The organism is Streptomyces sp. NPDC050759 (assembly GCF_044456945.1).
Taxonomy (GTDB): domain Bacteria; phylum Actinomycetota; class Actinomycetes; order Streptomycetales; family Streptomycetaceae; genus Streptomyces.
In genome coordinates, this window is the sequence record NZ_JBITGI010000002.1 from 733,897 (window position 1) to 759,748 (window position 25,852).

Here is a 25,852-nt window from a genome sequence, read left to right on the forward strand (position 1 = left end):
CGGACACACGGAGAGCGGCTGCTGTCAGGGGACGGCCGGGAAGCCGGGCGTACGCAGCACCCGTCGCTCCGCGTCCACGGCGAACACCTCGCAGCCGTCCAGGGAGGCCGCCCAGTCGACGCCCCCGGGGCCCATGGCGAAGGCCGCCGTGGCGACCGAGTCGGCCTCTGTGAGGGTCGGGGCCACGACGGTGAGGCTGAGGAGGCCCGTCGCCGCACGTCCGGTCCGGCCGTCGATGATGTGGTCGCCCCGCTCGTAACGCGCGGACGTCGCGACCGCCCCGCCGTCGAGCGAGAGGACCGTGCACAGTTTGTCGGCGTGTTCGGGGTGCCGTACGCCCACCCGCCAGGGGCCGCCGGCGGCGACCACGTCACCGCCGGCGTTGAGGACGAACCGCGTCGCGCCGGCCGCTGTCAGCAGCTGCGCCGCCCGCTGCACCGACCAGCCCTTGACCACCGCGCAGGGGTCGAGACGGCGACCGGGCAGTCGTACGTCGAAGGCGCCGCCGGTGGCGACCCGGTAGTGCTCGCACAGGTCGAGGATCTCGTGCAGGTCCGCGCTCAGCCCGTCCGCGGACAGCTCGCCCCGGTCGTACCGCGACACCTCGCTGTCGTCCTTGAACGGGCTGAAGCGGGCGTCGACCTCGCGCAGCCACACGAAGACCGCGTCCGCCGCCGACTCGGGGACGTCCTCGTCGTCGACCCGCAGCGAGACCGGGAACCCCATGACGTGTTCGACGCGGTGCAGCATGGTCGGTACCTCAGCCCCTCGCGTCGATCGCGGCCTGGAGGGACTCCTTGTAGGCGTCACTGGTGATGGTCGCACCGGAGACGGTGTCGATGTCCGCGCTCTGCGCCTCGAGTGTCTCGGCCACCAGCACCGGCACGGCGGCCGTGGTCTGCGGGTGGTTCGGCTGCTGGAGCATCTTCACGGCGGTGATCTTCGTACCGGCGAAGGTCACCTGGACCTGTACGGGGCCCTTCTCCGTGCTGAGGGCCGAACCGTCGACGGTCTGGGAAGACGCCTCCGAAGCGGACGCCGAGGGCGAGGCCGACGCCGTCTTGGCGTTGTCGTCGATCGCGGCCTGCAGGGACTCCTTGTAGGCGTCACTGGTGATGGTCGCACCGGAGACGGTGTCGATGTCCGCGCTCTGCGCCTCGAGTGTCTCCGCGATCAGCTTCGGCACGGCGGCCGTGGTCTGCGGGTGGTTCGGCTGCTGGAGCATCTTCACCGCGGTGATCTTCGTACCGGCGAAGGTCACCTGGAGCTGCACGGGGCCCTTCTCCGTGTCGATCGTGGTGGTCTTGACCACGTTCGTACCGGAGGTGCCGGAGGAGGACGTCGAGGGTGCGGGCGTGGTGGCCTGGACGGTGGAGGTGGCGGCCGACGGCTGGTACAGCCAGACGGGGACCAGGCCCGCGATGCTCAGGACGACGACAGGTATGGCTCGTTTCACGGTCTGTTCCTCATCCCGCCAGGCTGAAGCGCTCGAAGTGGATCTGCGGTTTGGGCACGTCCAGCTCGCGCAGGCTGCCCAGGACCGCGTTCATCATCGGGGGCGGTCCGCACAGGAAGACGTCCCGCTCGGCGATGTCGGGCACGAGACGCGCCAGCTCGCCCGCCGCCAGTTTGTCGGGCACCGGCGGGCCGGTGACCAGGTGGAGTTCGGCGCCCTTGGCGGTCGCGAGCTCGCGCAGCTCGTCGTAGAGGACGGCGTCCCGGTCGGAGCCGACCCGGTAGATGACGACGGCGTGGCCCTGCACCTCCTCCAGGAGGGCCCGGATCGGGGTGACGCCGACACCGCCGGCGATGAGCACGGACTCGGGCCGCGTGCGGTGCAGGGCGGTGAAGGCACCGTAGGGGCCCTCGGCGAAGACGCGGGTGCCGACCTTGACGTGCCTCAGGGCGGCGCTGCCCTCGCCGGCCGCCTTGGCGGTCAGGCGCAGTGTCCTGCCGTCGGGGGCGGCGGAGAGGGAGAAGGGGTTGGCCTGCCACCAGCGGTCGGCGGTCAGGAAGCGCCACAGGAAGAACTGGCCTGCCCTGGCGGGGAGTTGGTCGAGGTCCTTGCCGCTGATGTAGATCGAGACGACGTTGTCGCTCTCGGGGACGACGGCCGTGACGCGGAACTGGTGGCGCCAGTTGCGCCACAGCGGGAGCACCGCGCGGCCCAGGACGACCGAGCCGAGGGCGACGCCCCAGACGCCGTACCAGTACCCGGTGGCGACCGAGGAGGACGTGAAGGTGGTGCCGACGGCGACCTGGTGGGTGAAGGCCAGCACCACGGCGACGTACGTGTACAGGTGGATGAAGTGCCAGGTCTCGTAGGCGAGACGGCGCCGGGCGTACCGGGCGGAGACCGCGCCGACCACGATGATCAGGCAGAACGCGACGACCGCGCGCAGGACGCCCTCGGTGGTCTCGGCGAGGTCGACGATCTCGCCGATCGGGCCCACGTCGGTGCCGTCGGCGTAGCCGAAGCTGATGAAGGTGACGTGCGCGAGGAGCGTCCACAGGATGCCGAAGCCGGTCCAGCGGTGCCAGGAGGTCAGCCGGTCCATGCCGATGCGGCGGTCGAGCCAGGGCAGCCGGGCCACCAGGACCAGCTGGAAGGCCATGACGAGCGCGGCGTACAGGCCGGTGAGGCGGCCGAGCACGATGAGCGCGTTGGAGGCGAAGCCGGCCTGGGCGAAGAACCAGGCGACCACCGCCGCGTTGGCGGCCAGCACGGCGTAGAGCCCGGTGCGGGCCACCACCCTGGGGCGTTGTATCGCCGTGGGGGGCGCAGGGGGCGATTGGACGGTCGTCACGGGTCGTAGCTCCTTGATCGGGGCCTCTGGATTACCGAGCTTCTCCGGCGGGAGCTGTCGATTCGCTGTCGTACAACTTTCAAGAGGTTATCGATGTGGCCGGGGTTCCGACCCGGCCATGGCTTTCCGGCCGCTGTGCAGCACTATGAGCAGGTGGAAAAAGTACGACTCCTCGTCGTGGACGACGACCCGCCGATCGCCGATCTCGTGGCGACGGTCGCCCGCTACGAGGGCTGGGAGGCGGTCACCGCGAACTCCGGTGAGGAGGCGCTGAGCCGCGCCGCGGAGTTCCGTCCCGACATCGTGGTGCTCGACCTCATGCTGCCCGACATCGACGGCTTCGGCGTCCTGGAGCGGCTGCGGCGCTCGGGGACGATGGTGCCCGTGGTGTTCCTCACGGCACGGGACGCGGTCGCCGACCGGGTGGCCGGGCTGACCCGGGGCGGGGACGACTACCTGGTCAAGCCGTTCGCGGTGGAGGAGCTGATGGCCCGGCTGCGGACCGTGCTGCGGCGCAGCTCCGGTCCCGGCTTCCAGCGCTCGGTGCTCTCGGTCGCGGACCTCACGATGGACGAGGACACCCGTGAAGTGCGGCGCGGCGACAAGCTGCTCACCCTCACCCCGACCGAGTACGAGGTCCTCAGGTATCTGATGCGCAAGTCGCCGACCGTGCTGACCAAGGCGCAGATCCTCGACCATGTGTGGGAGTACGGCTTCGGCGGCCGTTCCAACGTCGTGGAGCTGGTCGTCAGCCGGCTGCGCCGCAAGCTGGACGACACGGGCGAGCCCCTGATCCACACCGTGCGGGGCTTCGGGTACGTCATCCGGCAGGCGGCCGAATGAGATCCTTTGTCGGCCGCCTGCGTTCGGCGTACCGGAGGATGCGGCTCGGTACCCGCCTCGCGCTGGGGCTCGGGGCGCTGGCCCTGGTGGTGTTCGCGGTGGTGGGCACCGCGCTGACCACGTACATGCGGGACTATCTGTCGGCCCAGCTCAACGAGCAGCTGTCGCTCGCCCAGGTCGCCCAGTCGAAGAGCCTCGCCGAGTCCGGCACGCTCGCGGGCAAGAAGTACTGGAGCTGGTACTACGCGGTGTACGACGTCAAGGACGGCACCCCGCGGCTGCGCACGCCCGAGGACCCCTCCGACCTGCCGGAGGACGTCGACGAGTTCACCGCCGTCGCGAAGTCGCAGACCGTCGCGCACACCGAGGTCCTGGCCACCGAGCACCTGAGGGGCCAGGGCGAGTACCGGCTGCGGGCCTGCGAGGTCGAGCCCGGTGTGATCCTGGTGAGCGCGGCTCCCATGGCCGACATCGACGCCACGGTACGGCGGCTGATCACGGTCCAGGTCGTCGCCTTCGGGCTGGCGCTGCTGGCGCTCGTGGTGGTCGGCCGCAAGCTGCTGCGCCGGGGGATGAAGCCGCTGAGCGACATGGCGCACACCGCGCACGGCATCGCCCTGCACGATCTGACCGAGTCGGCGGCCCGGCTGCCACTGCGTGCCGACAAGCGGGGCGGCGGTCCGGAGGTCGAGGAGCTGCGGACGGCGTTCAACACCATGCTGGAGCACATCGACGACTCGCTCGCGGTCCGCGCGCAGGCCGAGCAGCGGCTGCGCCGGTTCGTCGCGGACGCCTCGCACGAGCTGCGCACCCCTTTGATGTCCGTACGGGGGTACGCGGACCTCTTCCAGTACGCCGCCGCGAACGCCCCCGAGGAGCGCGACAAGCACCTGGCCCGGCTGCGCGCCGAGGCCGCCCGCATGGGGTTCCTCCTGGACGACCTGCTGCTGCTGGCCCGCCTGGACGCGGCGGAGGTGGAGACGCCGCTCAGGCCCGTCGAGACGGACCTGGTGGAGCTGGTGGAGTTCGCGGCCGACGCCTTCCGCGCGAGCCACCCGGACCATCCGCTGACCCTGACGCCGGGTCCCCTGGCCCTGAAGCTGCGGCTCGATCCGCAGCGCGTCCGCCAGGTCCTCGACAACCTCCTCACCAACGCGGCCATGCACACTCCGCCGGGCACCGCGGTCTCCGTCGGGGTGCGTGTCCGGGACGGCCGGGCGCAGGTGCGGATCGCGGACGCGGGTCCCGGCATTCCGGCCGCCGACCAGGAGCGGGTCTTCGACCGCTTCTACCGCGTCGACAAGGCCCGCAGCCGGGACCGGGGCGGCAGCGGTCTCGGCCTCGCGGTGGCGAGCTCCCTGGTCCGGGCGCACGGCGGCACGATCGAGCTGGCCGCCGAGCCCGGCTCGACGGTGTTCACGGTGTCGCTCCCGCTGAGCCTCACGCGGCCGTGAGTCTTACGAAGCCGTGACGTGACGGGCGCGGTCCGGCCGTCCGGGCAGCTCACGGCCCTACGTTGAGGGCATGCGCGTACTGGTCACCGGCGGTGCCGGTTTCATCGGGTCCCAGATCGTCGAGACGCTCGTGGCACACGGTCACGAGCCCGTCCTGTACGACGTCCGGGCCGACCCGGCGTCCGACGTCCGGGACCCCGACGCCGTCCGCCGCGCCCTGACCGGGGTGGACGCGGTGTGTCATCAGGCGGCGATGGTCGGCCTGGGCGTGGACTTCGCCGACGCCCCGGACTATGTCTCCCACAACGACCACGGCACGGCCGTCCTGCTCGCCGCGATGGCCGAAGCGGGAGTACGGCGGCTCGTGCTGGCCGGGTCGATGGTGGTGTACGGCGAGGGCCGCTACACCTGCGCCCGGCACGGGACCGTACGGCCGGGCCCGCGCGCCGTCGCCGACCTCGACGCGGGGCGCTTCGAGCCGCCGTGCCCGGAGTGCGGCGCGGACCTCTCCCCCGGCCTGGTCGGCGAGGACGCCCCGGTCGATCCGCGGAACGTGTACGCGACGACCAAGCTCACCCAGGAACACCTGGCGGCGTCCTGGGCACGGGCCACGGGCGGGTCGGCGGTGGCGCTGCGCTACCACAACGTCTACGGACCGGGCATGCCCCGCGACACCCCGTACGCCGGCGTCGCCTCCTTCTTCCGCTCCGCGCTCGCCCGCGGCGAGGCCCCGCGCGTCTTCGAGGACGGCGGTCAGCGCCGGGACTTCGTGCACGTGCGGGACGTGGCCGCGGCCAACGTGGCGGCGCTGGAGGGCAGTTCGAGGGACGGCGCGCTCACCTCGTACAACACCGGAAGCGGCGAGCCGCACACGGTGGGCGAGATGGCCCGCGCGCTGGCCGGGGCCCACGGCGGGCCCGAGCCCGTGGTCACCGGGGAGTACCGCCTCGGGGACGTACGGCACATCACGGCGGACTCGGCGCGGCTGCGGGCGGAGCTGGGGTGGAAGGCGGAGGTCGGATTCGCCGAGGGGATGCGGGAGTTCGCGGGCGCGGGGATGCGGGGCGCGTAGCCCGCGGTGGACCGGTGGTGCCGCCCGCGAAAGAAAGCGGCCGCGGGCGGCACCGCCTCTTTTTCAAGAGGCCGCTTCTCAAGAGGCCTCTTTCCAAGTTCCGGCTTTTCAAGAGACGGCCGACGGCAGCACCACCTCGAAGCGACAGCCGCCCGGCACATTGCGTACGGTGGCCCGGCCCGCGTGGGCCTCCACGATGCCGCGGACGATCGCGAGGCCGAGTCCCGCGCCTGCGGGCGGTGTCCGGGCGTGCGTGCCGCGCCAGCCGGTGTCGAAGACGCGGGGCAGGTCCTCCTCGGGGATGCCGCCGCAGCCGTCCGTGACGGACAGGACGACACCCTCGGAGCGGTGTTCGGCGGCCACCGCGACCGTTCCGTCGGCGGGTGTGCGGCGGATGGCGTTGACGAGGAGGTTGCCCAGCACGCGGCTCATCTCCTTGCCGTCCACCTCGACCGGCACGGCCGCCACCCGGTCGCCGACCAGCCGTACTCCGTGCTCGCGCGCCAGGGGGTCGGCGCCCGCGAGGGCGTCCGAGACGAGGTCGTACAGGGAGATCCGGCTCGGGCTCAGCGCCAGTGTCCCCGCGTGGATGCGGGAGAGTTCGAAGAGGTCGCCGACCATGCCGTTGAGGCGTTCGACCTCGGTGCGGATCTGCCTCAGGTAGCGGGCGGGGTCGGCGGCGACCCCGTCCTCCAGGGCCTCGGACATCGCGCGCAGGCCGGCCAGCGGGGTGCGCAGGTCGTGGGAGATCCAGGCGACGAGTTCACGCCGGGAGGACTCCAGGGCACGTTCCCGCTCCCGGGACTCGGCGAGCTTGGCGCTGGTGGCCTCCAACTCCCGGCTGAGTTCGGTGAGTTCGGCGGTCGTGGGCCCGCCGGGTGAGGTGAAGTCACCGCCGTCGCCGAAGGAGCGGGCGGCGAGCGCGAGGGCCCGGCTGCGGGCGGCGACCCAGCGGCCCAGCAGCAGGGCGGTGGCCAGGGAGACCACGGCGGCCATCAGGACGACGGTCGTGACGACGCTCAGGTCGTGCCCGGACAGGAACATGGCCTGGGCGACCGCGAGGGTGCCGGCCAGCATCGCGGTGATGCCGACGGCGGCGACCACGGTGAGGTGCAGGGAGAGGGAGCGCTGCCGGATCAGCAGCAGCACGCACGCGCCGAGGAGTCCGGCGGTGGCGGCGCCGAGGAAGGCGTAAAGGGCGATGAGGAGTGTGTCGCTCACGGGTCACACCTCCGCCGGTGAGCCGTCGAAGCGGTAGCCGACGCCCCACACGGTCTGGATCAGGCGGGGCCTGGCCGGGTCGTCCTCGACCTTGCCCCTGAGCCGGCGCACATGGACGGTGACGGTCGACAGGTCGCCGAAGTCCCAGCCCCACACCTCGCGCATCAGGTCCTCGCGGCTGAAGACCCGGCCGGGGTGGCGCAGGAAGAAGGCGAGGAGGTCGAACTCCCGGATCGTGAGGGCGAGTTCGGTGCCGTTCTTGAGGGCGCGGCGGGCCGCCGGGTCCATCGAGAGGCCGGCGGCGCCCAGGTGGCCCGACGGCTGGGAGGGCTGGGAGCGGCGCAGCACGGACTCGACGCGCAGGACCAGTTCGCGGGGGCTGAAGGGCTTGGTGACGTAGTCGTCGGCGCCGACCTCCAGGCCCAGGATCCGGTCGTCCTCGTCGCCGCGCGCGGTGAGCATGATGACCGGGACGGGTCCACGTCCCCGCATCCGGCGGCACACCTCCAGGCCGTCCATGCCGGGCAGCATCAGGTCGAGGACCACGAGGTCCGGGCGGTGGGCGGCGGCGCGGGCGAGTGCGTCGGGGCCGTCGGCGGCCCGGTCCACGAGGTATCCGGCCCGGTCCAGATAGCCGGCGACCACCTCGGCGACGGTGGGGTCGTCGTCGACGACGAGGACCCGGGGCCGGGTCTGTGCGTACTGCTGCTGCTCCATGCCGCAAGCCTCGCACCACGCGTGCGCATGTGCCGCCGACGGACGCCGACGTCCTTGTTTCGTAAGGAGCCGGAGTCGGGTTCGTCCGTTTTGCGCTCGTAGGGTGAACGTCGTGACGACCCCTTCCGCAAACGAACCGGCGACGTCCGTGGACGTCGTGCTGCCCTGTCTCGACGAGGCCCGGGCCCTGCCGTGGGTGCTGGAACGCATCCCGCCCGGCTGGCGCGCGCTCGTCGTCGACAACGGCTCCTCGGACGGCTCGGCCCGCATCGCCCAGGCCCTCGGCGCGACCGTCGTCCGTGAGGAGCGGCGCGGCTTCGGCGCCGCCTGCCATGCGGGGCTGACCGCGGCCACGGCCGACATCGTGTGCTTCTGCGACTGCGACGCCTCGCTCGACCCTTCGGACCTCGTGCCGTTCGTGGCCGAGGTGCTGGCCGGCGAGGCGGACCTCGTGCTCGGCCGGCGCCGTCCGCAGGCCCGTGGTGCCTGGCCGCCGCACGCCCGGGCGGGCAACCTCGCGCTCGCCCGGCTGCTGCGCCGCCGCACCGGTCTGCGCCTGCACGACCTGGGCCCGCTGCGCGCCGCCCGGCGCGAGCCGCTGCTCGCCCTCGGCCTCACGGACCGGCGCAGCGGCTACCCCCTGCAGATGGTGGTGCGGGCGGCCGACGCGGGCTGGCGGATCGCCGAGCACGACGTCCCGTACCGGCCGCGCACCGGCGCCTCCAAGGTGACGGGTACCTGGCGGGGCACGTGGCAGGCGGTGCGGGACATGAGCCAGGTCCTCGCCGAGTCGGAGACGGGGGTGCGGGCGTGACCACGCTGCTCGTCATCGCCAAGGAGCCGCGGCCGGGGCGGGTCAAGACCCGGCTCACCCCGCCGTTCACCCCCGAGGAGGCGGCCGCGCTGGCCGAGGCGTCCCTCGCGGACACCCTCGACGTCGTGGCCCGCACCCCGGCCCGCCGCCGGGTCCTGGTCCTGGAGGGCGCGCCGGGCCCCTGGCTGCCGCCGGGTTTCGATGTCGTACGGCAGTGCGCGGGCGGCCTCGACGAACGGCTCGCCGCCGCCTTCGCGGGCTGCGAAGGACCGGCCCTCCTCATCGGCATGGACACGCCCCAGGTGACCCCGGAACTGCTCACGGTGGACTTCGCCGACTGCGACGCGTACTTCGGGCCGGCCGAGGACGGTGGCTTCTGGGCACTGGGGCTGGCACAACCGGATCCGTTCCTGCTGCGCGGGGTGCCGATGTCGACACCCCACACCGGAGCGGCCCAGCGCGCCCGCCTGACCGGCCTGCGGGTACGGCAGCTGCCGCCGCTGCGGGACGTGGACACGGCGTACGACGCGAAGCTGGTGGCGAGGGCGGCACCGGGCGGACGGTTCGCGGCGGAGCTGGGACGACTCGCGGGGGTGGGGCGGTGAGGGGGCGGGGGGTCGACGTCGCGGCACGGATCGCGGAGGCGGGGCCCCTGCGGGCGGACGGCGAGAGCGGGATCGGCCGGCAGCGAGACGCCGACCGGGCGCCACGTGAACCGAACCTGACCTCCCCGCCCGACACCCGGCCCGGAGCCCGGCCGCCCGCCACCGGCGACCCGCGGCCGCAGGCCACGGACGCCCCCTCCCACGACGACACCTGGTCCGCCGACCCCTATGCCCGGGCCCTCCGCACCGGTCAGGGTCCCCTGTTCCTGCGTCGCTCCGACGGATGGCTGCTCCTGCTCGAACTGGAGCGGTGGTGTGCGGCCGCGGATGCCGCGGACCTGGAGGTGTTGCGGCGCTGCGAGGGCGCCGTGCTGGACGTCGGCTGTGGTCCGGGACGGCTCGTCGCCGCGCTCGGTGCCCGCGGCCGGCGGGTGCTCGGCATCGACGTGAGCGAGGCGGCCGTCGCACGGACAGTGGCGCACGGCGGGCAGGCCCTTCGGCGGTCCGTCTTCGAGTCCTTGCCGGGCGAGGGCCGCTGGGGCACCGCGCTGCTGATCGACGGCAACGTCGGCATCGGCGGCGACCCACCGGCCCTGCTCGACCGGATGTCCCAACTCCTCTCCCCCGACGGCCTGTTGATCGCGGAGACGGTCACCGACCCGGACATCGACGAGCGGGTCCAGGTGCGGGTCACCGATGCCAGGGGAGCCACCGGCAACCCGTTCCCGTGGGCCCGGCTCGGCAGCCCGGCCCTGCTGCGGCACGCGGCCCGCACCGGCTGGGCGCCCGTGGATCAGTGGACGGCGGGCGGCCGTTCCTTCGTGTCCCTGCGCCGCCGTACGACGAAGACCACCGCCGAGCCACCGAACAGCACGGCCGTCACCAGCAGCCAGCGGGCCAGGAAGCCGTCCGGGGACAGGCCGGTCGCGGAGGCGTAACGGTCCGAGACCTGCCCGCTGATCAGCGGGAACCACACGAGCAGGAGCAGGAGGGAGAGGGCGGCGGGGACCCGCACGTACAGCACGTGCCGCCCCGCCGTCTTCACGAGCGCCCGGTCCGCCGCCGCGTACAGCGGCAGCAGCACCACGTCGTGCACCACGGCCGCCCCCACGAACCACAGCGCGACCCCGAACCAGTCCCCCGCGAGCAGCCGCACCCCCGCGTACCCCGCGAGGGCGAACGAGCAGACGAGCAGAAGGAGTTGGAGAGGGTTGCCGAGAGGGATCCGCATCACAGGTCTCCGAACGTCAGCCGGGCCACCCACTTGGTGTTGAGCACACCGGGCGCCGCGGGCACGATGATCCGGGCCGGGTGGCCGTGGTCGGGGGTCAGGTCCTCGCCGTTGACGGACAGGGCCAGCAGGGACCGCGGATCGGCGACCTGGTTGGCCCGCAGGGCGGCCCGCCGGAAGGCACCGTGCCGTTGCAGCGACTCCACGAACACGTCCGGCGGATCGTCCTCGTACCCGACGAGTGCCGCGAGGTCCCGCAGCCGCACGCCGCGCCACCACTGGTCGGAGGTGGACCAGCCCTCCACGCAGGCGATGGGCAACGCCGAGCTGTGGAGCGGCAGTCGGAGGAGGTCGGCGCGGCTGAGGCGGACCGTGCGGCCGTCGCGCCCTTTCAGGACCAGCCGCCAGGCCTCCTCACCCGTCTCCACCGGGTCGATCCCCGCGTACGCCGCCGTCTTGTTGATCTGGAAGCCGCCCGGCCCCGATCCCGGCTCCGCGCCCCCGTGCGGGGCGAGCAGGGCGGTTCTGCGGAGCACGCCGTCGAAGCTCTGCCCGGCCGTGGTGAGGAACAGCAGCAGTGAGCCGCTCCCGACGAACCAGAGGGCGCCGCGCCGGGACACGGTCGGCGGGGCGGGGTCCGGCGACGCCAACTCGGTTTTCTCCTCACGGAGTTGGCGCAGATTCCGCCAGGCGAGCGGCATCTTCAGGACGGCATGGGCGACGAACGCGGTGAAGAACACCCACGCCCCGTAGAAGTGCAGGGGATAGAAAGAGCCAGGGAAGACGTAGTCCAACTGGACGTTGAGGAGCCCGGTCACGAACTCGAAGAGCGCGCCACCGACCAGGAACAGCAGCGAGATCCGTTCCAGGGCGTGCGCGAGCGACCGCGCGGGCGGCAGCGTGAACAGCTTCGGTACGACCGACCACAGCTTGGCCAGCAGGACGGGGATCAGGGTGATGCCGAGGGTGACGTGGACGCCCTGGTTCAGCCGGTACAGCCAGTGCGGGTCGGTCGGCCAGGAGAAGAGGTAGAAGCCGAGGACGCCCTTGTCCGGGGTCTTGTCGTTCACCGCCGCGAGGTCCGGGTTGTAGGCGGCGTACGACAGCAGCCCCGTCACGAACAGCAGCGTGATACCGCCGAGGAGCACGACCCCGAGGACCGAGGTGAGCCAGGGGCCGCGCAGCGGACTGCGCCAGAAGGAGGGTGCGAAGGGAGACCGTGCCATGCCCCGACGGTAGGCCCGCGCACGGTGGAATCGGGTCCGCGAACCATGACGAAACTCTGACGTCCTACCATGTCAGCCGTCCGGGGGAGGCCCTGCGGCCTAGCGTCGTCCGCGTGAACCGGGACCTTGTTCGTGACCTGTACGCGGCCGTGTGCGCCGCGCTCCTCGTGCTGACCGCCGCACTGGTCGGCACGGCGATCCAGCATCGGAACGGCTCGCTGCGTGTCGGCTGGCCGCCCCTGCTGGCGACCTGGGACCCGCACGTCGGCCCCGGCACCCCGGCCGCGGTCGTCGTCGCGGCGGCCGTGGTGGCATACGGCCCCTCGCTTGCGGCCCGCCTCCCCTGGCGCCCGCTGCTGTTCGCCGTCTGGGGCGCGGGGATGGCGTGGACGTGGTCCCTGGCCCTCGTGGACGGCTGGCACCGGGGCGTCGCCGAGCAGCTGACCACCAGGAACGAGTACCTCCGGGCCGTCGGCCGGTTCCACGACATCCCGGCGGCCCTGCGGGACTTCACCCGGCACATCCTGATCGACTCCCCGGACAACTGGGGCGCCCATGTCGCCGGGCATCCCCCGGGCGCCACCCTCACCTTCGTGCTGCTCGACCGGATCGGTCTTGGCGGCGGGGGCTGGGCGGGGACCTGGTGCATCACCGTCGGCACGACCGCGGCGGTCGCGGTCCTGGTCGCCGTACGGACGCTCGCCGACGAGTCGCTCGCCCGCCGCGCCGCGCCCTTCCTGGTCCTGGCCCCGGCCGCGGTCTGGGTGGGCACGTCGGCCGACGGGTACTTCGCGGCGGTCGCCGCGTGGGCGGTGGCGCTGCTCGCGCTTGCGGTACGGGGGGTCCGGCCGGGGCTGAACGGCTTCTGCTCGGGGCTGCTGTTCGGGGTGACCGTCTATCTGTCGTACGGCCTGACGCTGATGGCCGTCGTCGCGGGGGCGGTGGTGTGGCTGGGGTCCTCCCGCCGGCCGCTGCTGTTCGCCCTGGCAGGCTTCGCGGTCGTGCCGGTCGTCTTCACCGCGCTGGGGTTCGAGTGGTGGGAGGGGTATCGGATCCTCGTCACCCGCTACTACCAGGGGGCGGGCGGGGTGCGGCCGTACGGGTACTGGGTGTGGGCGAATCTGGCGTGCACGGTGCTGATCGTGGGGCCGGCGACGGTGGCGGGGGTGCGGCGGGTCGTCGTTCGGCTGCGGCCGGGCGGGGGCCGGCCGCGCAGTTCCCCGCGCCCCTTGGCGGTGTTGGTGCTCGCCGCCCTGCTGGCCCTGCTCGTCGCCGATCTCTCCGGGATGAGCAAGGCGGAGACGGAACGTATCTGGTTGCCGTTCGCCGTGTGGCTGTTGCCCGCGTGTGCGTTTCTGACGGGGGTACGGGGCTGGCTGGCCGGGCAGGCCGTCCTCGCGCTGCTCCTGAACCATCTGCTGCTCACGGGGTGGTGAGCCTTCCCGGCAGCGGAAGTTCGGTCCAGATGATCTTTCCGTCGGGGGTGTAGCGGGTCCCCCAGCGCTCGGTGAGCTGGGCGACGAGGAAGAGGCCGCGGCCGCCCTCGTCCTCGGTGCGGGCGCGGCGCAGCCGGGGCGAGGTGCCGCTGCCGTCGGAGACCTCGCAGATCAGGGCGCGGTCGCGGAGCAGCCGTAGCTGGACCGGGCCCGTGGCGTGGCGGATGGCGTTGGTGACCAGTTCGCTGGCGACGAGTTCGACGGTGAACGACAGCTCGTCCAGGCCCCAGGCGGCGAGCTGTTCGGTGACCGCGGCGCGGGAGCGGGAGACGACCGCCGGGTCGCTCGGCAGCTCCCACTGGGCGACCCGATCGGGGCCGAGGGCGCGGGTGCGGGCGACGAGGAGGGCCACGTCGTCGCTGGGGCGGGCCGGGAGCAGCGCGTCAAGCACGGCCTCGCAGGTCTCCTCCGGTGACCGGTCGGCACGGGCCAGGACCGTACCCAGCCGCTCCAGCCCGGCGTCGATGTCCTGGTGCCGGTCCTCGATCAACCCGTCGGTGTAGAGCACCAGTTGGCTGCCCTCGGCGAGTTCCAGCTCCACCGTCTCGAAGGGCATGCCGCCGAGCCCGAGGGGCTGTCCCGAGGGCAGGTCGACGAACTCGACGGTGCCGTCGGGGCCGACGACCGCCGGCAGGGGGTGTCCGGCCCGGGTGAGGGCGCAGTGCCGGGACACCGGGTCGTAGACGGCGTACAGGCAGGTGGCCCCGACGATGCCGGAGTCCGCCTGACTGCTGTCCACCGCCCAGCCCTCGCCGCGGTCGAGCCGGCCCACCAGGTCGTCGAGATGCGTGAGGAGTTCGTCGGGCGGCAGGTCCAGGGAGCAGAAGTTGTGCACGGCGGTACGCAGCCGGCCCATGGTGGCGGCCGCGTGCAGGCCATGGCCGACGACATCGCCGACGACCAGCGCCACCCGCGCCCCGGACAGCGGGATGACGTCGAACCAGTCGCCGCCGACACCGGCCTGCGCGGGCAGATAGCGGTAGGCGACCTCGACGGCGCTCTGCTCGGGGCGGCCCTTCGGCAGCAGGCTCCGCTGGAGGGCGAGTGCGGTGTTGTGCTCGCGGGTGTAGCGGCGTGCGTTGTCGATGCAGATCGCCGCGCGTCCGGCCAGCTCCTGGGCGAGGGACAGGTCGTCCTCCTCGAACGGGGCGGGGTGCCCCGAGCGGTAGAAGCTGACCACGCCGAGGGTCGTGCCGCGCGCCCGCAGCGGCACGGTGATCAGGGAGTGGATACCGGCGGTGAGCACCCGGGCGAGCCGCGCCGGGTCCTGGGCGAGCCAGCCGCCCGCCTCCGCGAGGACCGGTTCGAGCACCGCCCGCCCGGTCTCCAGACTGCGGGACTGCGGAGTGGAGGGCACGTAACCGACCTGGTCACCGACGCCGTACAGGTCGGGCTCCTCGCGCACGCTGCCCACGGCGACCCGGCGCAGCGGGGTGTCCGCGCCGAGCGGTCCCGGCTCCTCGCCGTGCAGCACCGGGTCCGGCAGATCCACGGCCGCGAAGTCGGCGAACCGCGGTACGGCCACCTCCGCGAGCTCCTCCGCGGTCCGTGCGACGTCCAGCGTGGTGCCGATCCTGACCCCGGCCTCGTGCAGCAACTCCAGGCGCCTGCGCGCGAGTACCGCGAGCCGGCCCACGCCGGGGTCGCCGAGGAGGAGCAGGCGGTCGTCCATCACGGGCTCGGGGGCGGAGGGCTGCGGGGAGGGGAGGACAAGCGTGGGGAGGGGCGGTGACGTGGGCGAACCGGGCAGACCGGTGGCCGCCGCCCGTGTCTTCGGCGGCGCGGCGATCCTGGAGATCGGCACCACGACGGCGGCCTCCGTGGCGGTTGCGGACACCGGCACCACGACGGCGGCTTCCGTGGCGGTTGCGGGCACCGGCACCACCCCGGCCACGGTGGCCGGACCGTCGACCGTCCCCGGCCCCGCGAGCCCGACCGGCCCCACACCCGTCCCGCCGAGAATCCGCGCCTCGACCACGACCCCCGTCTCCCCCGCCGCTCCCCGCACCTGGCGGCGCAGCAACAGGGCGCTGCGGCCGCCCGACAGCATCACCTCGTCGAGGGTCCGGTGCGGCGCGGCGATGAGCTCCTCGGCCTTCTCCCGCAGTACGGCCAGATCGATCCGACCGAGGCGAGCGCCCGCTCCCTCGCCGTACCGCTCCGGCCGCGTGCTCGCGGGCTGCGGCGGCCACCCGTCGGCGGCCCGCCCGGCGCGCCGGTATGCGGCGAGCAGCGCCCGCTCCCGCTGCGTGGCCTGTTCCAGCAGCCGCGCCTCGATGTCACGGGCGGCCTCGCGGACCAGCCGCAGCATGACGGGGTCGCCGTCGTCCCGCAGACAGGTGAGATCCAGTACGGCCTCGATGTGCCCGCTGAGCGGGTTGCGCACCGGCGTGCCCGCACAGGCGAAGGGCTGCAGGCAGTCCGCGAAGTGCTCACGCCCGACGACGTAGACCGGTCCGCGCTCGGCCAGCGCGGTGCCGACACCGTTGGTGCCGACGACCTGCTCGGAGGCGTCGAAGCCCGGGGCGAACCGTACGTCGTCCAGTCGCCCCCGCAACAGCCGGTCGCCGCCCAGCCGCTGGACCATCCGGCCGTGGCTGTCGCAGAGCGCGATGGTCATGCCTACCTCGGACAGCGAGCCGGTGAGCCGTTGCAGCACCGGCTCGGCGGCCCGCAGGAAGGTGTCGTCCAGGGCCAGATCGGGTGCGTACGGCACCAGCAGCCGGTCCGGCTCGAGACCGACGGACCTGCACCGCTTCCAGGAGTCGAGCACCGCGCCCCGGACGTCCGCGTCCACGCGGGCACCGGTCAGGAATCGTTCGTGGGCATCGACCAGCCCGCCGATGTCGTCCCAGGTGACGGACAACGGAATCACTTCCCTCACCCGGAGGCGGCCCGGTCGCTCGCCGCCACTCGGCTCGCCCCCCGGCGCCCTCCAAGCCCTTACACCGTAGACCCCTTGTGACGCGCATCACAACACCTGTCGGGCGCGGACACATGCCCCTCGACACCGGGTCAGCAGGTGGCCACGCCGTCCAGCCAGGCCGGGCCCTTGATGTAGATGTTGGTCATCCAGGAGCCGTCGGTCAGCTTCGACCAGGCGTCGTTGGTGTAGCCCTCGGCCGTCACCTCCTGGGCGTGCTTCTGGCAGACCACGTTGACCGTGGTCGGCTGCGCGAAGTAGTCGACGACGCCGGCGTTGACGTTCGGCTCGCTGTGGGTGCGCACGCCCGTGCCCCAGGTCTGGAAGGCCTTGCTGCCACCGGACGGCGGCGGGGTGCTGCTGCCGCCGCAGTCCGGGATGCCGGGCAGCCACGCCGGGCCCTTGATGTAGATGTTGGTCACCCACGAGCCGTCGGCGAGCTTGGCCCAGGCGTCGTTGGTGTAGCCCTCGGCGGTCACGGTCTCCGCGTGCTGCTGGCACTGGACCGACACCTGGGTCGGTCCGGCGAAGGTGTCGACGACGGCGGAGCCCACGCTCGGCGACCGGTGCGTGCGCACGCCGGTGCCCCAGGTCTCGAAGACCGTGCCGCCGTTCGCGGGCGGCGGGACCGGGGTGCCGGAGCCGTTGATCCGGATCGCGCCCGCGTAGTCGCCGCCGGTGCGCACGGACGTGACCCTGATGTGGGTGCCCGACTCGTACGCCTCGACCATCTGGCCGCCGCCCAGGTACATGGCGACGTGGTGGATGTGCCCGTTGCCCCAGAACATCAGGTCGCCCGGCAGCAGCGGGGCGGTGCCCTGCCCGGCGGAGAACCGGGCGGAGGCCTGCGAGCTGTGGAACTGGTCGTCGGCCGTGCCGTTGAGCAGGTCCTTGCCGGTCGCCCGGTAGTACGCGTACCGCATCAGACCCGAGCAGTCGAAGCCCTTGCGCTCGCCGTCGTGGAGGCTGTCCGGGTCGGAACCGTCGTAGAAGCCGTAGCTGGCGCCGGGGGTGGCCGCGTGGCCGCCGCCCCAGCTGTACCAGACGCCGATCTGCGAACAGGCCGCGTCGACGGCGGCCTGCGCGGTGACCGAGGCGCCGGGCGCGAGGACACCGCAGGTGGCGTCCTGGGCGGCGTGCGCCGGGGCGGAGAAGAACGCGGTGAGTGCCAGCGCCGAGGCGCCCAGGAGCGCGCCGCTGGTCCGACGGCGCGTACTGATGGTCTTCAAGGGACTCTTCCTTAAGTCGCGGCTTCGAGGTGACGAGGTGAACGAGGTGGTGGAGAGGCGGGTGGCACACCCCACCCCCGTGGAGGTGTGCCACCCGGGCTAGTTGTGGAGGGCGGCACGCATCTTGGCGAGGCCGCGCAGGCGGTTGCGCTGGACCGTGCCGCGGTGGGCGCCGAGGCGCTCCCCGGCCGTGTCGTGGGTGAGTCCCTCCAGGTCCACGAGGATCACCGCGGCGGCCTCCTTCTCGGAGAGCATGCCGAGCAGCGCGAGCGCCGTTACGGAGGCCTCGTAGGAGGCGAGTCCGCCGTCCCAGCCGGCTTCCGGCAGTTGATCGGTGGTGCGCTCGCGGCGGGAGGGGTGCTGCCAGGAGTCGCGCAGCAGGTTGAGGGCGACGGCGCAGGTGTAGGCGTACGGATGCTGCTGCCGCGTCAGGCTCTGGGAGCGGGCCCGCCGGGAGAGCCGCAGATAGGTCTCCTGGAGCAGGTCGTCGGCGTCGTGCGGATTGCCCGTCAGTGCCAGCAGCCGTCTTCGCAGACGGGGCATGTCGGCCGTGAAGGAGGCGTCGAAGTCTCCCGGGGTCATCCGGTTGTCCGGGCTCGTCCGGTTGTCCGGGCCCGTCCGGTTGTCCGGGCCCGTCCGGCCGTCGGCCTCGCGCGGCGGTGGCGGACAGGTGGCGTGGCTGTGCATTTCTTTCCCCCTTGCGGTGATCCTCGCGGTGAACCCGTGCGGTGATCCCTTGCGGTGATCCCCTCGTGGTGTGCTTCGTGCGCTGTCCCGCTCCGGTGGTCAGGCCGGAGGGCGGGGCGGGGCGGCGGGGCCGTAGCGGGCGGCCGGCACGCGGCGCAGCAGGGCCCAGTACCGGTCGCCGTACGACCAGTGCCACCACTCGGTCGGGTAGTTGACGAACCCGGTCGTGGTGAGCACCCGGCGCAGCAGGGCCCGGTACTCGCGGGCCTCGGCGTCGATGCCGGGCGCGTCGGTGCGACAGGCGCCCGCGCTCTCCTCCGGGGTGGCGTTGACCTCCGTGCCGAGCGGCAGTTCCCGGCCCGTGTGGTCGCACAGGGTCAGGTCGACCGCGCCGCCGCTGACGTGCGGGGCGACCTCCGGCGGCGAGATGTACGCGCTCGCCAGTTCACGGATCCGCTCGGGAGCCGCGTCCGGGTGAGCCCGCCGCATGGTGGCCGCGTACTGCTCGAAGTACCGGCGCTGGAGGTCCGGCGGCCGGTACCCCTCCACCACCAGGAACCGGATCCCCGCCGGCAGCAGCCGCTGCGCCCGCACGAGCCGCCGCAGCGCGCCGACCCGCAGATGGGCGTAGCTGCCCTCGTCGTCGGCCTGCCGGGCATCGAGCCGCAACTGGCCGTCCTCCCGCAGATCGACGAGCGGTTCCCCGCACTCGTCGTGCGTCACCGCGGCAACCCTGGGATCCGCGAGCGTGATGATGTCTGTCACGAGAAGAGCGTCGCGGGGTCCTCTGCAAATGCTCTGCAGATCGCCTGCAAGCGGTGGACCAAGGTCCTGCAGCGGCATCGCCGCACCCACTTCGATCGCGGGGCGCCCCCTTCGCCCCTACGCCCGCTCCCGCGCCTCCCGAGCCCCCAACTCCCGGAAAACCCCCATCGCTTCGGCACGGGCCCCCGAAGCAGCCCCCGCCTCCCCGTCGGCCTCCCACACCTCGGCCAGGTCCCAGAGGGTCCGCGCCCGCCACAGCGGCAGCCGCAACGTCTCCCAGAGCGACAGCGCCCGCTCCAGCGGCCCCCGCGCACTCCCGGCGTCACCGGAGGCCAGACACCACTCCCCCAGCGTCCGCAGCACCAGCGCCTCGCCGAACCGGTCCTGCCGCTCCCGCGCCAGCTCCAGACACCGCCCGAGCCGCTCGCGCGACGCGTCCAGAAGGCCCAGCCGCAGCTCCACCTTCGCCAGCGACTGCTCCGTGTACATCACGCCGAACGTGTCGTGGAGGCCGACGAAGACCCGCAGCACGCCCCGCAGCAACCGTTCGGCGTCCTCGTACTCCCCCTCGGCCCGGTGGCAGAGGGCCAGCGCGCGCAGGATCAGCGCCTCCCCGTGCCGGTCGTGCTCCGCGCGGTGCAGCTCCAGGGCCTGCGCGAAGGCCTCACGGGCCGCGGGGCCGTCGCCCTGTTCCCGGTACACGTAACCGAGGCCGTACAGCACCCGGGCCCGGGCACCGCGGTCGTCGAGCCGCCCGTACCGCTCCAGCGCCGCGCCGAGCAGCTCCAACGCCTCGGAGTACCGGGCCTGTTCACGCCGGGACGTGGCCATGCCGAGCAGGGCCTGGGCCGTCCCCTGCGGCCCGCCGTCCTGTGTCTCGAACAGCCGCAGGGCGTCGCGGTAGTAGGCGTACGACTCCTCGAACTCGTCCTGTTCGTAGCGCAGTTGACCGAGCCCGGTGAGGAGCCACGCCTCACCCTCGCCGTCGCCGCTGCGCCGCACCGCCGCCATCGCCGTGGTGTGCGAGCGGGACCAGGCGTCGAACTGGTTGTACAGCGCGACCGAGCTCGCGATCAGCGCACCGGCGAGGTCCCGGGCGGCGCGGTCCATCCCGTGGTCGGCGCAGTACTCCACCGCGGCCAGCAGACCGGCCTGTTCGGCGGCGAACCAGGCCGCGGGGCGGCTGAGCAGATCCTCCTCGGCCTGCGGATCGAGCGGGTCGACGGGCCGTACGGCGGCCGGTTCGGGGAAGTAGCGTGCCGTACCGCCGGGGCCCCGCGCGGCGGCCTTCTCGGCCAGCCCGAGCCAGCACTCCACCAGGCGCCGTACGGCCGCCGCCCGTTCCTCGGCGCTCTCCTCCGACAGACAGCGCTCGCGGGCGTGCTCCCGGGCCAGGTCGTGGATGCGGTAACGGCTGCGGCCGGTGCCGTCCACCCCGATCACGTCGATGAAGTGGCAGTCCACCAGCCGCTCGACGGCCTCCTCGGCCTCCTCCGTGCCGATGTCCAGCAGGGGCGCGGCGATCCAGGCCGCGAAGTCGGGCAGGTCGAGCAGGGCCAGCCGGCGCAGGGCGCGCCGCTCCTGCGGATCGAGGTCGGCGTAGCCCAGTTCGAGGCTGGTGCGCAACTCCAGGTCCCCGGCGCGCAGTTCGTTGAGCCGCAGGCGCTCGTCCCGCAGGCGGGTGGCGAGCCGGCCGGGCACCCAGTGCGGCCGGGCCGCGAGCCGCGCTCCGGCGATACGCACGGCGAGCGGCAGCCGCCCGCACAGGGCGACGATCTCGGCGGTCTGTTCCGGCTCGGAGCGGACCCGGTCCGCTCCGGCGACCCGTCCGAGGAGTTCGAGTGCCTCCTCCTCGTCCGGGACGGTCAGATCGAGATGGGCCGCACCCTCCAGCGCCACCAGTCGGCGCCGGCTCGTGACGAGCACCGCGGAGCCGGGGCCGGGCGGCAACAGCGGCCGTACGTGCGCCTCGCCGGCGGCGTTGTCGAGGATCAGCAGAATGCGGCGGTGGCCGGTGTACGTGCGGTACAGCCCCGTCAGTTCCTCGACGGAGCTCGGCAGCGTCGCCGGTTCGGCGCCCATGGCCCGCAGCAGCCGGGCGAGCGCGTCGGCCGGTTGCAGCGGGGCGGTGTCGGCGGCCCGCAGGTCCACGAACAGGCGGCCGTCCGGGAAGAGTTCCGCGGTGCGATGGCCGACGTGGACGGCGAGGGCGGTCTTGCCCGTTCCGGAGCGTCCGGAGATCACCCCGATCGGCGGGGCGGTGCGGCCGGGGTCGTCGACCCGGCCCAGCAGCGAGACGGCCCAGTCGATCTGGTCGGACCGGCCGACGAAGTCGGCTATGTCCGGGGGGAGATGGGACGGCGCGGGCCGCGCGTGCGTGCCCGGGCCGGTGCCGCGGGCGGCGGCCGCTGCCGGGTCCGCGGCCCACCGCCGGTCCTGCGAGAGCCCGTCCGCGTCCTGGGCCGCCGGCAGGGAGCCGGTGCCGTGCGATGTGGCGGCGTGGGGGCCGGTGCCGTGCACCGGAGAGGCTTGGGGGCGGGTGCCGTGCGGTGCGGCGGGCTGGGACCCGGGGCCGGTGCCGTGTGGCACAGCGGAGTGACGCCCGGGGCCGGTGCCGTGCGGCACAGCAGAGTGAGGCCCGGGGCCGGTGCCGTGCGGCACAGCGGAGTGAGGCCCGGGGCCGTGCGCCGGGGACGCTTGAGGGCCGGGGCCGTGTGGCACAGCGGCGTTGGGCCCGGGGCGAGTGCCGTGCGGCGCAGAGGCGTGGGACCCGGAGTCGGTGGCGAGCAGCGACGAGCCATGGGGCCCGGGGCCGGGACCGAGCAGCGAGGGGTCGCTGGTCAGTACGGCCTTGTGCAGCGCCCGCAGTTCCGGCCCGGCGTCGATGCCCAGCTCCTCGCGCAGGACCTCGCGGCCCTCCTGGTAGGTGCGCAGGGCGTCGGAGACCCGTCCGGTGCGGAACAGTGCGGTCATCAGCTGGCCGCGCGGCCGTTCCCGGAGGGGGTGGGCGGCGACGTGCGCGAGCAGGGGCGCGATCGTGCGGTCCGCGCGGCCGAGCTCCAGTTGGAGGCCGAAGGACTCCTCCTGGGCGACCAGTCGCAGTTCGCCCAGCCGGGCCGCCTCGATCCGGGCGAACGACTGGCCCAGTCCTTCCATGGCCTCCTGCCCCCGCCACAGCCCCAAGGCCTCGGACAGCAGCTCGGCGGCCTCGTCCGGACGGCCCCGGGCGGCCTCGGCCCGGCCCGACGTGAGCAGTTCCTCGAAGCGGCGGGCGTCGACCTGGGAGAGGTCGAGGTCGGCGACGTATCCCGGCGGCCGGGTGCGGATCACCGCCGCCTCACCGACGCGGGCGAGCGCGCGGCGTACCGCGGAGACATGGGTGGCGACGAGAGCGTTGGCGGTGGCGGGCGCCTGCTCGTCCCAGACACAGTCCACGAGCCGTTCCGTGGAGAGCACCTCGCCCAGATGGACGACGAGTGCGGACAGCACCGCCAGGGGTCTGACCCCGCCGAGCGGGGCCCGTCGGTTCCCGTCCCACACCTCCACCGGACCGAGAAGACGTACCTGGAGCATCGTTCCCCGATCGCCGTACCGCCCGCCCCACGGATGCGTGTTCGACGATATCGACGGGCGGTGCCGGTGGACGACGAGATCGCGGCGGACCTGGCCGGATCCGGCCGGCCGGCCGCAGGGCGACGGCCCCGGAACAGCGGGTTGCGCCCGGCGCACAGAAGCGGGGCGCCCGGCTTCCCCCCGGGCGGCGGTTGGCTGGTTTTCGGCGGTGTCCAGAGATCCCCCTCACCTGAGGGACGGCTGATCGGGGGCGCTCGTATGAGGGCTCTCCGATATTTCTCGCGCCGGAAATTCCTGTGCGTCAGGTGTCATACGGGCGGGGTGCGAGAGGCGTCAACGGCCTGAAAGCACAAGCCGTTTCCACCGCGCCCTGGGAGTCGCCCGATGCCACGCCGGACCTTGCTCCTTCTGACCGCCGCTCTGCTGGCGGCGACGATCACGGGGTGCGCGGACGGTACGACGTCGTCGCAGGCCGCCGCCCACGGGTCCGCCTCCGGTACCGGCCGTCACGTCTCGGACGACCCGGAGCAGACCCTGTACCTCGCCGAACAGCTCCTGATCAAGAAGTGCATGGAGAAGCGCGGATACGAGTACTGGGTCGAGGAGCGGCCGGCGGCCGACGGGGCGAACCGGTTCCCCTATGTCGTCGACGACCCGGCCTGGGCCGCCCGGCACGGATACGGCACCGACCTGTACCGCGAGCGACAGCGGGAGGCCCTGCGCGATCCGAACCAGCGGTACTACCGGTCCATGCCCGCCGACCGGGCCCCCGAGCTGGTGAGTGCCCTCAACGGACCACAGGCACAAGGGCTTTCCGCCCGCCTTCCGAACGGTATCCAGGTCACGCACAGCGACCAGGGCTGCGTCGCCGAGGCGGAGCGGACGCTGTACAAGGACCTGCCGGCCTGGTTCCGGGCCACCAGGATCACCGACAGCCTCGGCGGCATGCGCGTGACCATGGTGCTCACCGACAAGCGCTACCGGGCGGCCGTCAAGCCCTGGGCGCGCTGCATGAAGGCGAAGGGGCACGCGTATCCGACCCCCGCCGAGGCCCGCGCCGCGGCCACCCGGCCCGACAGGGAGTGGCCGCACGCGAAGGAAGTGCGACTGGCATCGGCCGAGGCGGCCTGTGCCGCCTCCGGATCCGATTCCGACTCCGATTCCGACTCCGGCTCAGCCTCCGGCGGCCTGTCGGCCGTGGCGAAGTCCCTCGACACCGCGTACCGGGCCGAGTTGCGGCGCCGGTACCCCGGGCCGACGGCCGATCTCGACCGCCTCAGGCGTGCGGCGTTGCCCCGCGCCCGGTCGATCGTCGCACGCGGCGACTGAGCCACGGCCGGCCCTCCACAGACCACCACGGCACCGTCCGTGGTCGCACCGCACCGCACCACCATCACCACACCACCATCACCCACTCATCAAGAACGAAGGACCCCCCATGTCCATCAAGCGTGTCCTCACCCTCGCCGCCTCGGCCGCGGCCGTCGCCGTCCTCGTCTCCCCGGTCACCAGCGCCAGCGCCCTGGAGTCGGGCTCGCAGGGAACGAAGTCGGTGCAGCTGGCCTCCGCCGACGGCTACCTGCACGTGTACACCCAGCCGTACGGCGGTGGCCGCGAGTGCAAGTGGCAGGGCAACTCCAACGACTGGGGTTCCTGCCGCAACCTGACCTCCGACATCTGGAACAACGGCTACGCGGGCGGCCTCGACGCCGTGGACCTCTACACGGCCCCCAACGCCGGCGGCGCGCACGCCTGCATCAGCCAGGGCGACCGCTGGTGGGACACCACCGGCGGCACGTACCGCTTCACCTACGGCGAGGGCCTGGAGCAGTTCGGGAAGAGCGTCAACAACAACATCTCCTCGCACCGCTGGGTCGACTACTGCAGCCAGAGCGGCTGACCTGCCCACAGGTCCGCCCCGGTACCCGCCACGGGTGCCGGGGCGGACCCGTTTTCCGCACCGCCGCCCCACCCCGTTTCGCCCACCCGCCCGCGCGCCTTCGACTGCCGGACATTTGAACGTCACACCGAGCGGGAACGTTTCCCTCGTCCCCTCTGCATCGCCTTGCCTCCGTCATGCCCCGTGTCCCGCACGGGGCATGACGCGAAAGGACGACGTGCCCCGTGTCCCTGCTTCCGCTCGAAGGTCCCCCGGGGCCGCTCCCCGCCCCCGCCCCTGCCCCGCTCCCGATCAGTGTTCCGGCTCCCGCTCCCGCCGGTTCCCGCCGTCCCCTGACCCGTCTCACCCGCCGCCTGCTCACCCTGCTCCCCGTCCTGCTCATCGGCACCTGGGCGGCGCTGGACTGGCGTGCCCTGTACGACGGCACCGCGCGGCTGGCCACCGCCGACCCCTGGTGGCTGCTCATCGGGCTCTTCTACACCTGCCTGGGCTGGGTGTCCGCCTCCGTCGTCCGGCAGGGCGCCCTGCCCGAGCGGCTGCCGTCGGGGCTGCTGGTCGCCTCGCAGTTCGCGGCCGGCGCGGCCAACCATGTGCTGCCGGCGAGCCTCGGTGCGCACGCCGTCACCCTGCGCTTCCTGCAGGGCCAGGGCATCCCGCTGGGCCGCGCCACCGCCTCGCTCGCCCTGTACGCGCTGGTCAGGCCGATCGCCAAGACGCTCGTCCTGATCGGCTTCCTGGTCGCCCTGCCCGGTCTGCTGCGGCTCGGTGAGCTCGTCCCGGACCGGCGCATGCTGTTCCTGCCCCTGGTGGCCGCGGGCCTCGGGCTCACCGGCACGCTCCTGGTGCTGACCCTCGTCCGCCCGCTGCGCCGCCCTGCGGTCACGTTCGTGCGCACCGCCCTGACCGACGCCCGCCGGCTGCACACCATGCCCAGCCGGATCCTCGCCCTGTGGGGCGGCGCGGCCGCCGCGCCCCTGCTGCAGGCGAGCGTGATCCACGCGGTCGGCGCCTCGCTCGGAGTGACACTGTCCTGGGCGCAGGTCGCGTTCGCGTACCTCGCCGCGAGCAGCGCGGTCGGGTCCGTGCCCGCGCCCGGCGGCATCGGTCCGGTGGACGCGGCCATGGTCTTCACCCTCGCCGTCTACGGCGTCCCCGTGAGCCTCGGCACGGCGACCCTCATCGGCTACCGCGTCCTGACGGTGTGGCTGCCCCTGCTGCCGGGTGTGCTGTGCATGTCGGCCCTCGTGCACCGCAAGGCGCTCTGAACCACCCACGCACCATTGAATGAT

At 73.2% G+C, this 25,852-nt stretch carries 21 protein-coding genes; 10 read left to right on the top strand and 11 right to left on the bottom strand.

Annotated features, from left to right (window positions below; genetic code table 11):
* Positions 1-24: 24 nt before the first annotated feature.
* Genes ACIBJB_RS09115 through ACIBJB_RS09125 form a run of 3 tightly spaced genes read right to left on the bottom strand, consistent with a single transcriptional unit; the run spans position 25 to position 2,807 of the window.
* Positions 25-750 (bottom strand): FAD:protein FMN transferase, encoded by a 726-nt coding sequence (locus ACIBJB_RS09115; protein WP_398928091.1) that lies wholly within the window; start codon positions 748-750, stop codon positions 25-27.
* Positions 751-760: 10 nt separating this feature from the next.
* Positions 761-1,456, bottom strand: a complete 696-nt coding sequence (locus ACIBJB_RS09120) for an FMN-binding protein (RefSeq protein ID WP_398928093.1) — start codon at positions 1,454-1,456, stop codon at positions 761-763.
* A gap of 10 nt (positions 1,457-1,466) precedes the next feature.
* Positions 1,467-2,807: a ferric reductase-like transmembrane domain-containing protein gene (locus ACIBJB_RS09125; protein ID WP_398928095.1), complete on the bottom strand. Its 1,341-nt coding sequence runs from the start codon at positions 2,805-2,807 to the stop codon at positions 1,467-1,469.
* Between the two features lie 153 nt (positions 2,808-2,960).
* Here ACIBJB_RS09125 and ACIBJB_RS09130 point away from each other — a divergent pair, with 153 nt between their 5' ends.
* The 3 genes from ACIBJB_RS09130 (at position 2,961) to ACIBJB_RS09140 (ending at position 6,176) form a co-directional block, all read left to right on the top strand.
* Positions 2,961-3,650 carry a response regulator transcription factor gene (locus ACIBJB_RS09130; protein ID WP_167368218.1) on the top strand — a complete coding sequence of 230 codons (690 nt, stop codon included), beginning with the start codon at positions 2,961-2,963 and terminating at the stop codon, positions 3,648-3,650.
* Positions 3,647-5,104, top strand: a complete 1,458-nt coding sequence (locus ACIBJB_RS09135; RefSeq protein WP_398928098.1) for a sensor histidine kinase — start codon at positions 3,647-3,649, stop codon at positions 5,102-5,104. The genes ACIBJB_RS09130 and ACIBJB_RS09135 overlap by 4 nt, the downstream gene beginning before the upstream one ends.
* 70 nt (positions 5,105-5,174) lie before the next feature.
* Positions 5,175-6,176, top strand: coding sequence for an NAD-dependent epimerase/dehydratase family protein (locus ACIBJB_RS09140; protein WP_398928100.1), 1,002 nt, complete (start codon positions 5,175-5,177; stop codon positions 6,174-6,176).
* Between the two features lie 108 nt (positions 6,177-6,284).
* Here the strand turns inward: ACIBJB_RS09140 and ACIBJB_RS09145 are convergent, their stop codons facing one another.
* Both ACIBJB_RS09145 and ACIBJB_RS09150 read right to left on the bottom strand, forming a co-directional pair.
* Positions 6,285-7,397: a sensor histidine kinase gene (locus ACIBJB_RS09145; protein ID WP_398928102.1), complete on the bottom strand. Its 1,113-nt coding sequence runs from the start codon at positions 7,395-7,397 to the stop codon at positions 6,285-6,287.
* Between the two features lie 3 nt (positions 7,398-7,400).
* Entirely contained in the window at positions 7,401-8,114 is a 714-nt protein-coding gene (locus tag ACIBJB_RS09150) for a response regulator transcription factor (protein WP_398928104.1), read from the bottom strand.
* Between the two features lie 103 nt (positions 8,115-8,217).
* Between ACIBJB_RS09150 and ACIBJB_RS09155 the strand changes: the two genes are divergently transcribed.
* The 3 genes from ACIBJB_RS09155 to ACIBJB_RS09165 are packed head-to-tail and all read left to right on the top strand — an operon-like array spanning position 8,218 to position 10,471.
* Entirely contained in the window at positions 8,218-8,928 is a 711-nt protein-coding gene (locus ACIBJB_RS09155) for a glycosyltransferase family 2 protein (protein WP_398928106.1), read from the top strand.
* Positions 8,925-9,533 carry a DUF2064 domain-containing protein gene (locus tag ACIBJB_RS09160; RefSeq protein ID WP_398928108.1) on the top strand — a complete coding sequence of 203 codons (609 nt, stop codon included), beginning with the start codon at positions 8,925-8,927 and terminating at the stop codon, positions 9,531-9,533. Before ACIBJB_RS09155 ends, ACIBJB_RS09160 begins: the two co-directional genes overlap by 4 nt.
* Positions 9,530-10,471: a class I SAM-dependent methyltransferase gene (locus tag ACIBJB_RS09165; protein ID WP_398928110.1), complete on the top strand. Its 942-nt coding sequence runs from the start codon at positions 9,530-9,532 to the stop codon at positions 10,469-10,471. The genes ACIBJB_RS09160 and ACIBJB_RS09165 overlap by 4 nt, the downstream gene beginning before the upstream one ends.
* A gap of 292 nt (positions 10,472-10,763) precedes the next feature.
* Here the strand turns inward: ACIBJB_RS09165 and ACIBJB_RS09170 are convergent, their stop codons facing one another.
* Entirely contained in the window at positions 10,764-11,990 is a 1,227-nt protein-coding gene (locus ACIBJB_RS09170; RefSeq protein ID WP_398928112.1) for a molybdopterin-dependent oxidoreductase, read from the bottom strand.
* Positions 11,991-12,103: 113 nt separating this feature from the next.
* Between ACIBJB_RS09170 and ACIBJB_RS09175 the strand changes: the two genes are divergently transcribed.
* Positions 12,104-13,426, top strand: coding sequence for a hypothetical protein (locus ACIBJB_RS09175; protein WP_398928114.1), 1,323 nt, complete (start codon positions 12,104-12,106; stop codon positions 13,424-13,426).
* Here ACIBJB_RS09175 and ACIBJB_RS09180 read toward each other — a convergent pair.
* The 5 genes from ACIBJB_RS09180 to ACIBJB_RS09200 all read right to left on the bottom strand — a co-directional run bounded on the left by ACIBJB_RS09180 (position 13,413) and on the right by ACIBJB_RS09200 (position 22,663).
* Positions 13,413-16,352 (bottom strand): SpoIIE family protein phosphatase, encoded by a 2,940-nt coding sequence (locus ACIBJB_RS09180; protein WP_398928116.1) that lies wholly within the window; start codon positions 16,350-16,352, stop codon positions 13,413-13,415. The two genes, ACIBJB_RS09175 and ACIBJB_RS09180, sit on opposite strands and share 14 nt — an antisense overlap.
* A gap of 149 nt (positions 16,353-16,501) precedes the next feature.
* Positions 16,502-17,638, bottom strand: a complete 1,137-nt coding sequence (locus ACIBJB_RS09185; protein ID WP_398928118.1) for a C40 family peptidase — start codon at positions 17,636-17,638, stop codon at positions 16,502-16,504.
* A gap of 99 nt (positions 17,639-17,737) precedes the next feature.
* Positions 17,738-18,325, bottom strand: coding sequence for an RNA polymerase sigma factor (locus ACIBJB_RS09190; RefSeq protein WP_398928120.1), 588 nt, complete (start codon positions 18,323-18,325; stop codon positions 17,738-17,740).
* A 99-nt stretch (positions 18,326-18,424) separates the two neighbouring features.
* Complete coding sequence (locus ACIBJB_RS09195; RefSeq protein ID WP_398928122.1) at positions 18,425-19,090, bottom strand: M15 family metallopeptidase; 666 nt, start codon at positions 19,088-19,090, stop codon at positions 18,425-18,427.
* Between the two features lie 117 nt (positions 19,091-19,207).
* On the bottom strand, positions 19,208-22,663 hold the full coding sequence (locus ACIBJB_RS09200; protein WP_398928124.1) for an AfsR/SARP family transcriptional regulator: 3,456 nt from the start codon (positions 22,661-22,663) through the stop codon (positions 19,208-19,210).
* 384 nt (positions 22,664-23,047) lie between these two features.
* Between ACIBJB_RS09200 and ACIBJB_RS09205 the strand changes: the two genes are divergently transcribed.
* From ACIBJB_RS09205 to ACIBJB_RS09215, 3 genes are all read left to right on the top strand, one after another.
* Entirely contained in the window at positions 23,048-23,992 is a 945-nt protein-coding gene (locus ACIBJB_RS09205; RefSeq protein WP_398928126.1) for a hypothetical protein, read from the top strand.
* 109 nt (positions 23,993-24,101) lie between these two features.
* The gene (locus ACIBJB_RS09210) at positions 24,102-24,563 is read left to right on the top strand and encodes a hypothetical protein (RefSeq protein WP_392659794.1); all 462 of its coding nucleotides are present in this window, start codon (positions 24,102-24,104) and stop codon (positions 24,561-24,563) included.
* Between the two features lie 224 nt (positions 24,564-24,787).
* Positions 24,788-25,828, top strand: coding sequence for a YbhN family protein (locus ACIBJB_RS09215; protein WP_398928128.1), 1,041 nt, complete (start codon positions 24,788-24,790; stop codon positions 25,826-25,828).
* The last annotated feature ends 24 nt before the right edge of the window (positions 25,829-25,852 follow it).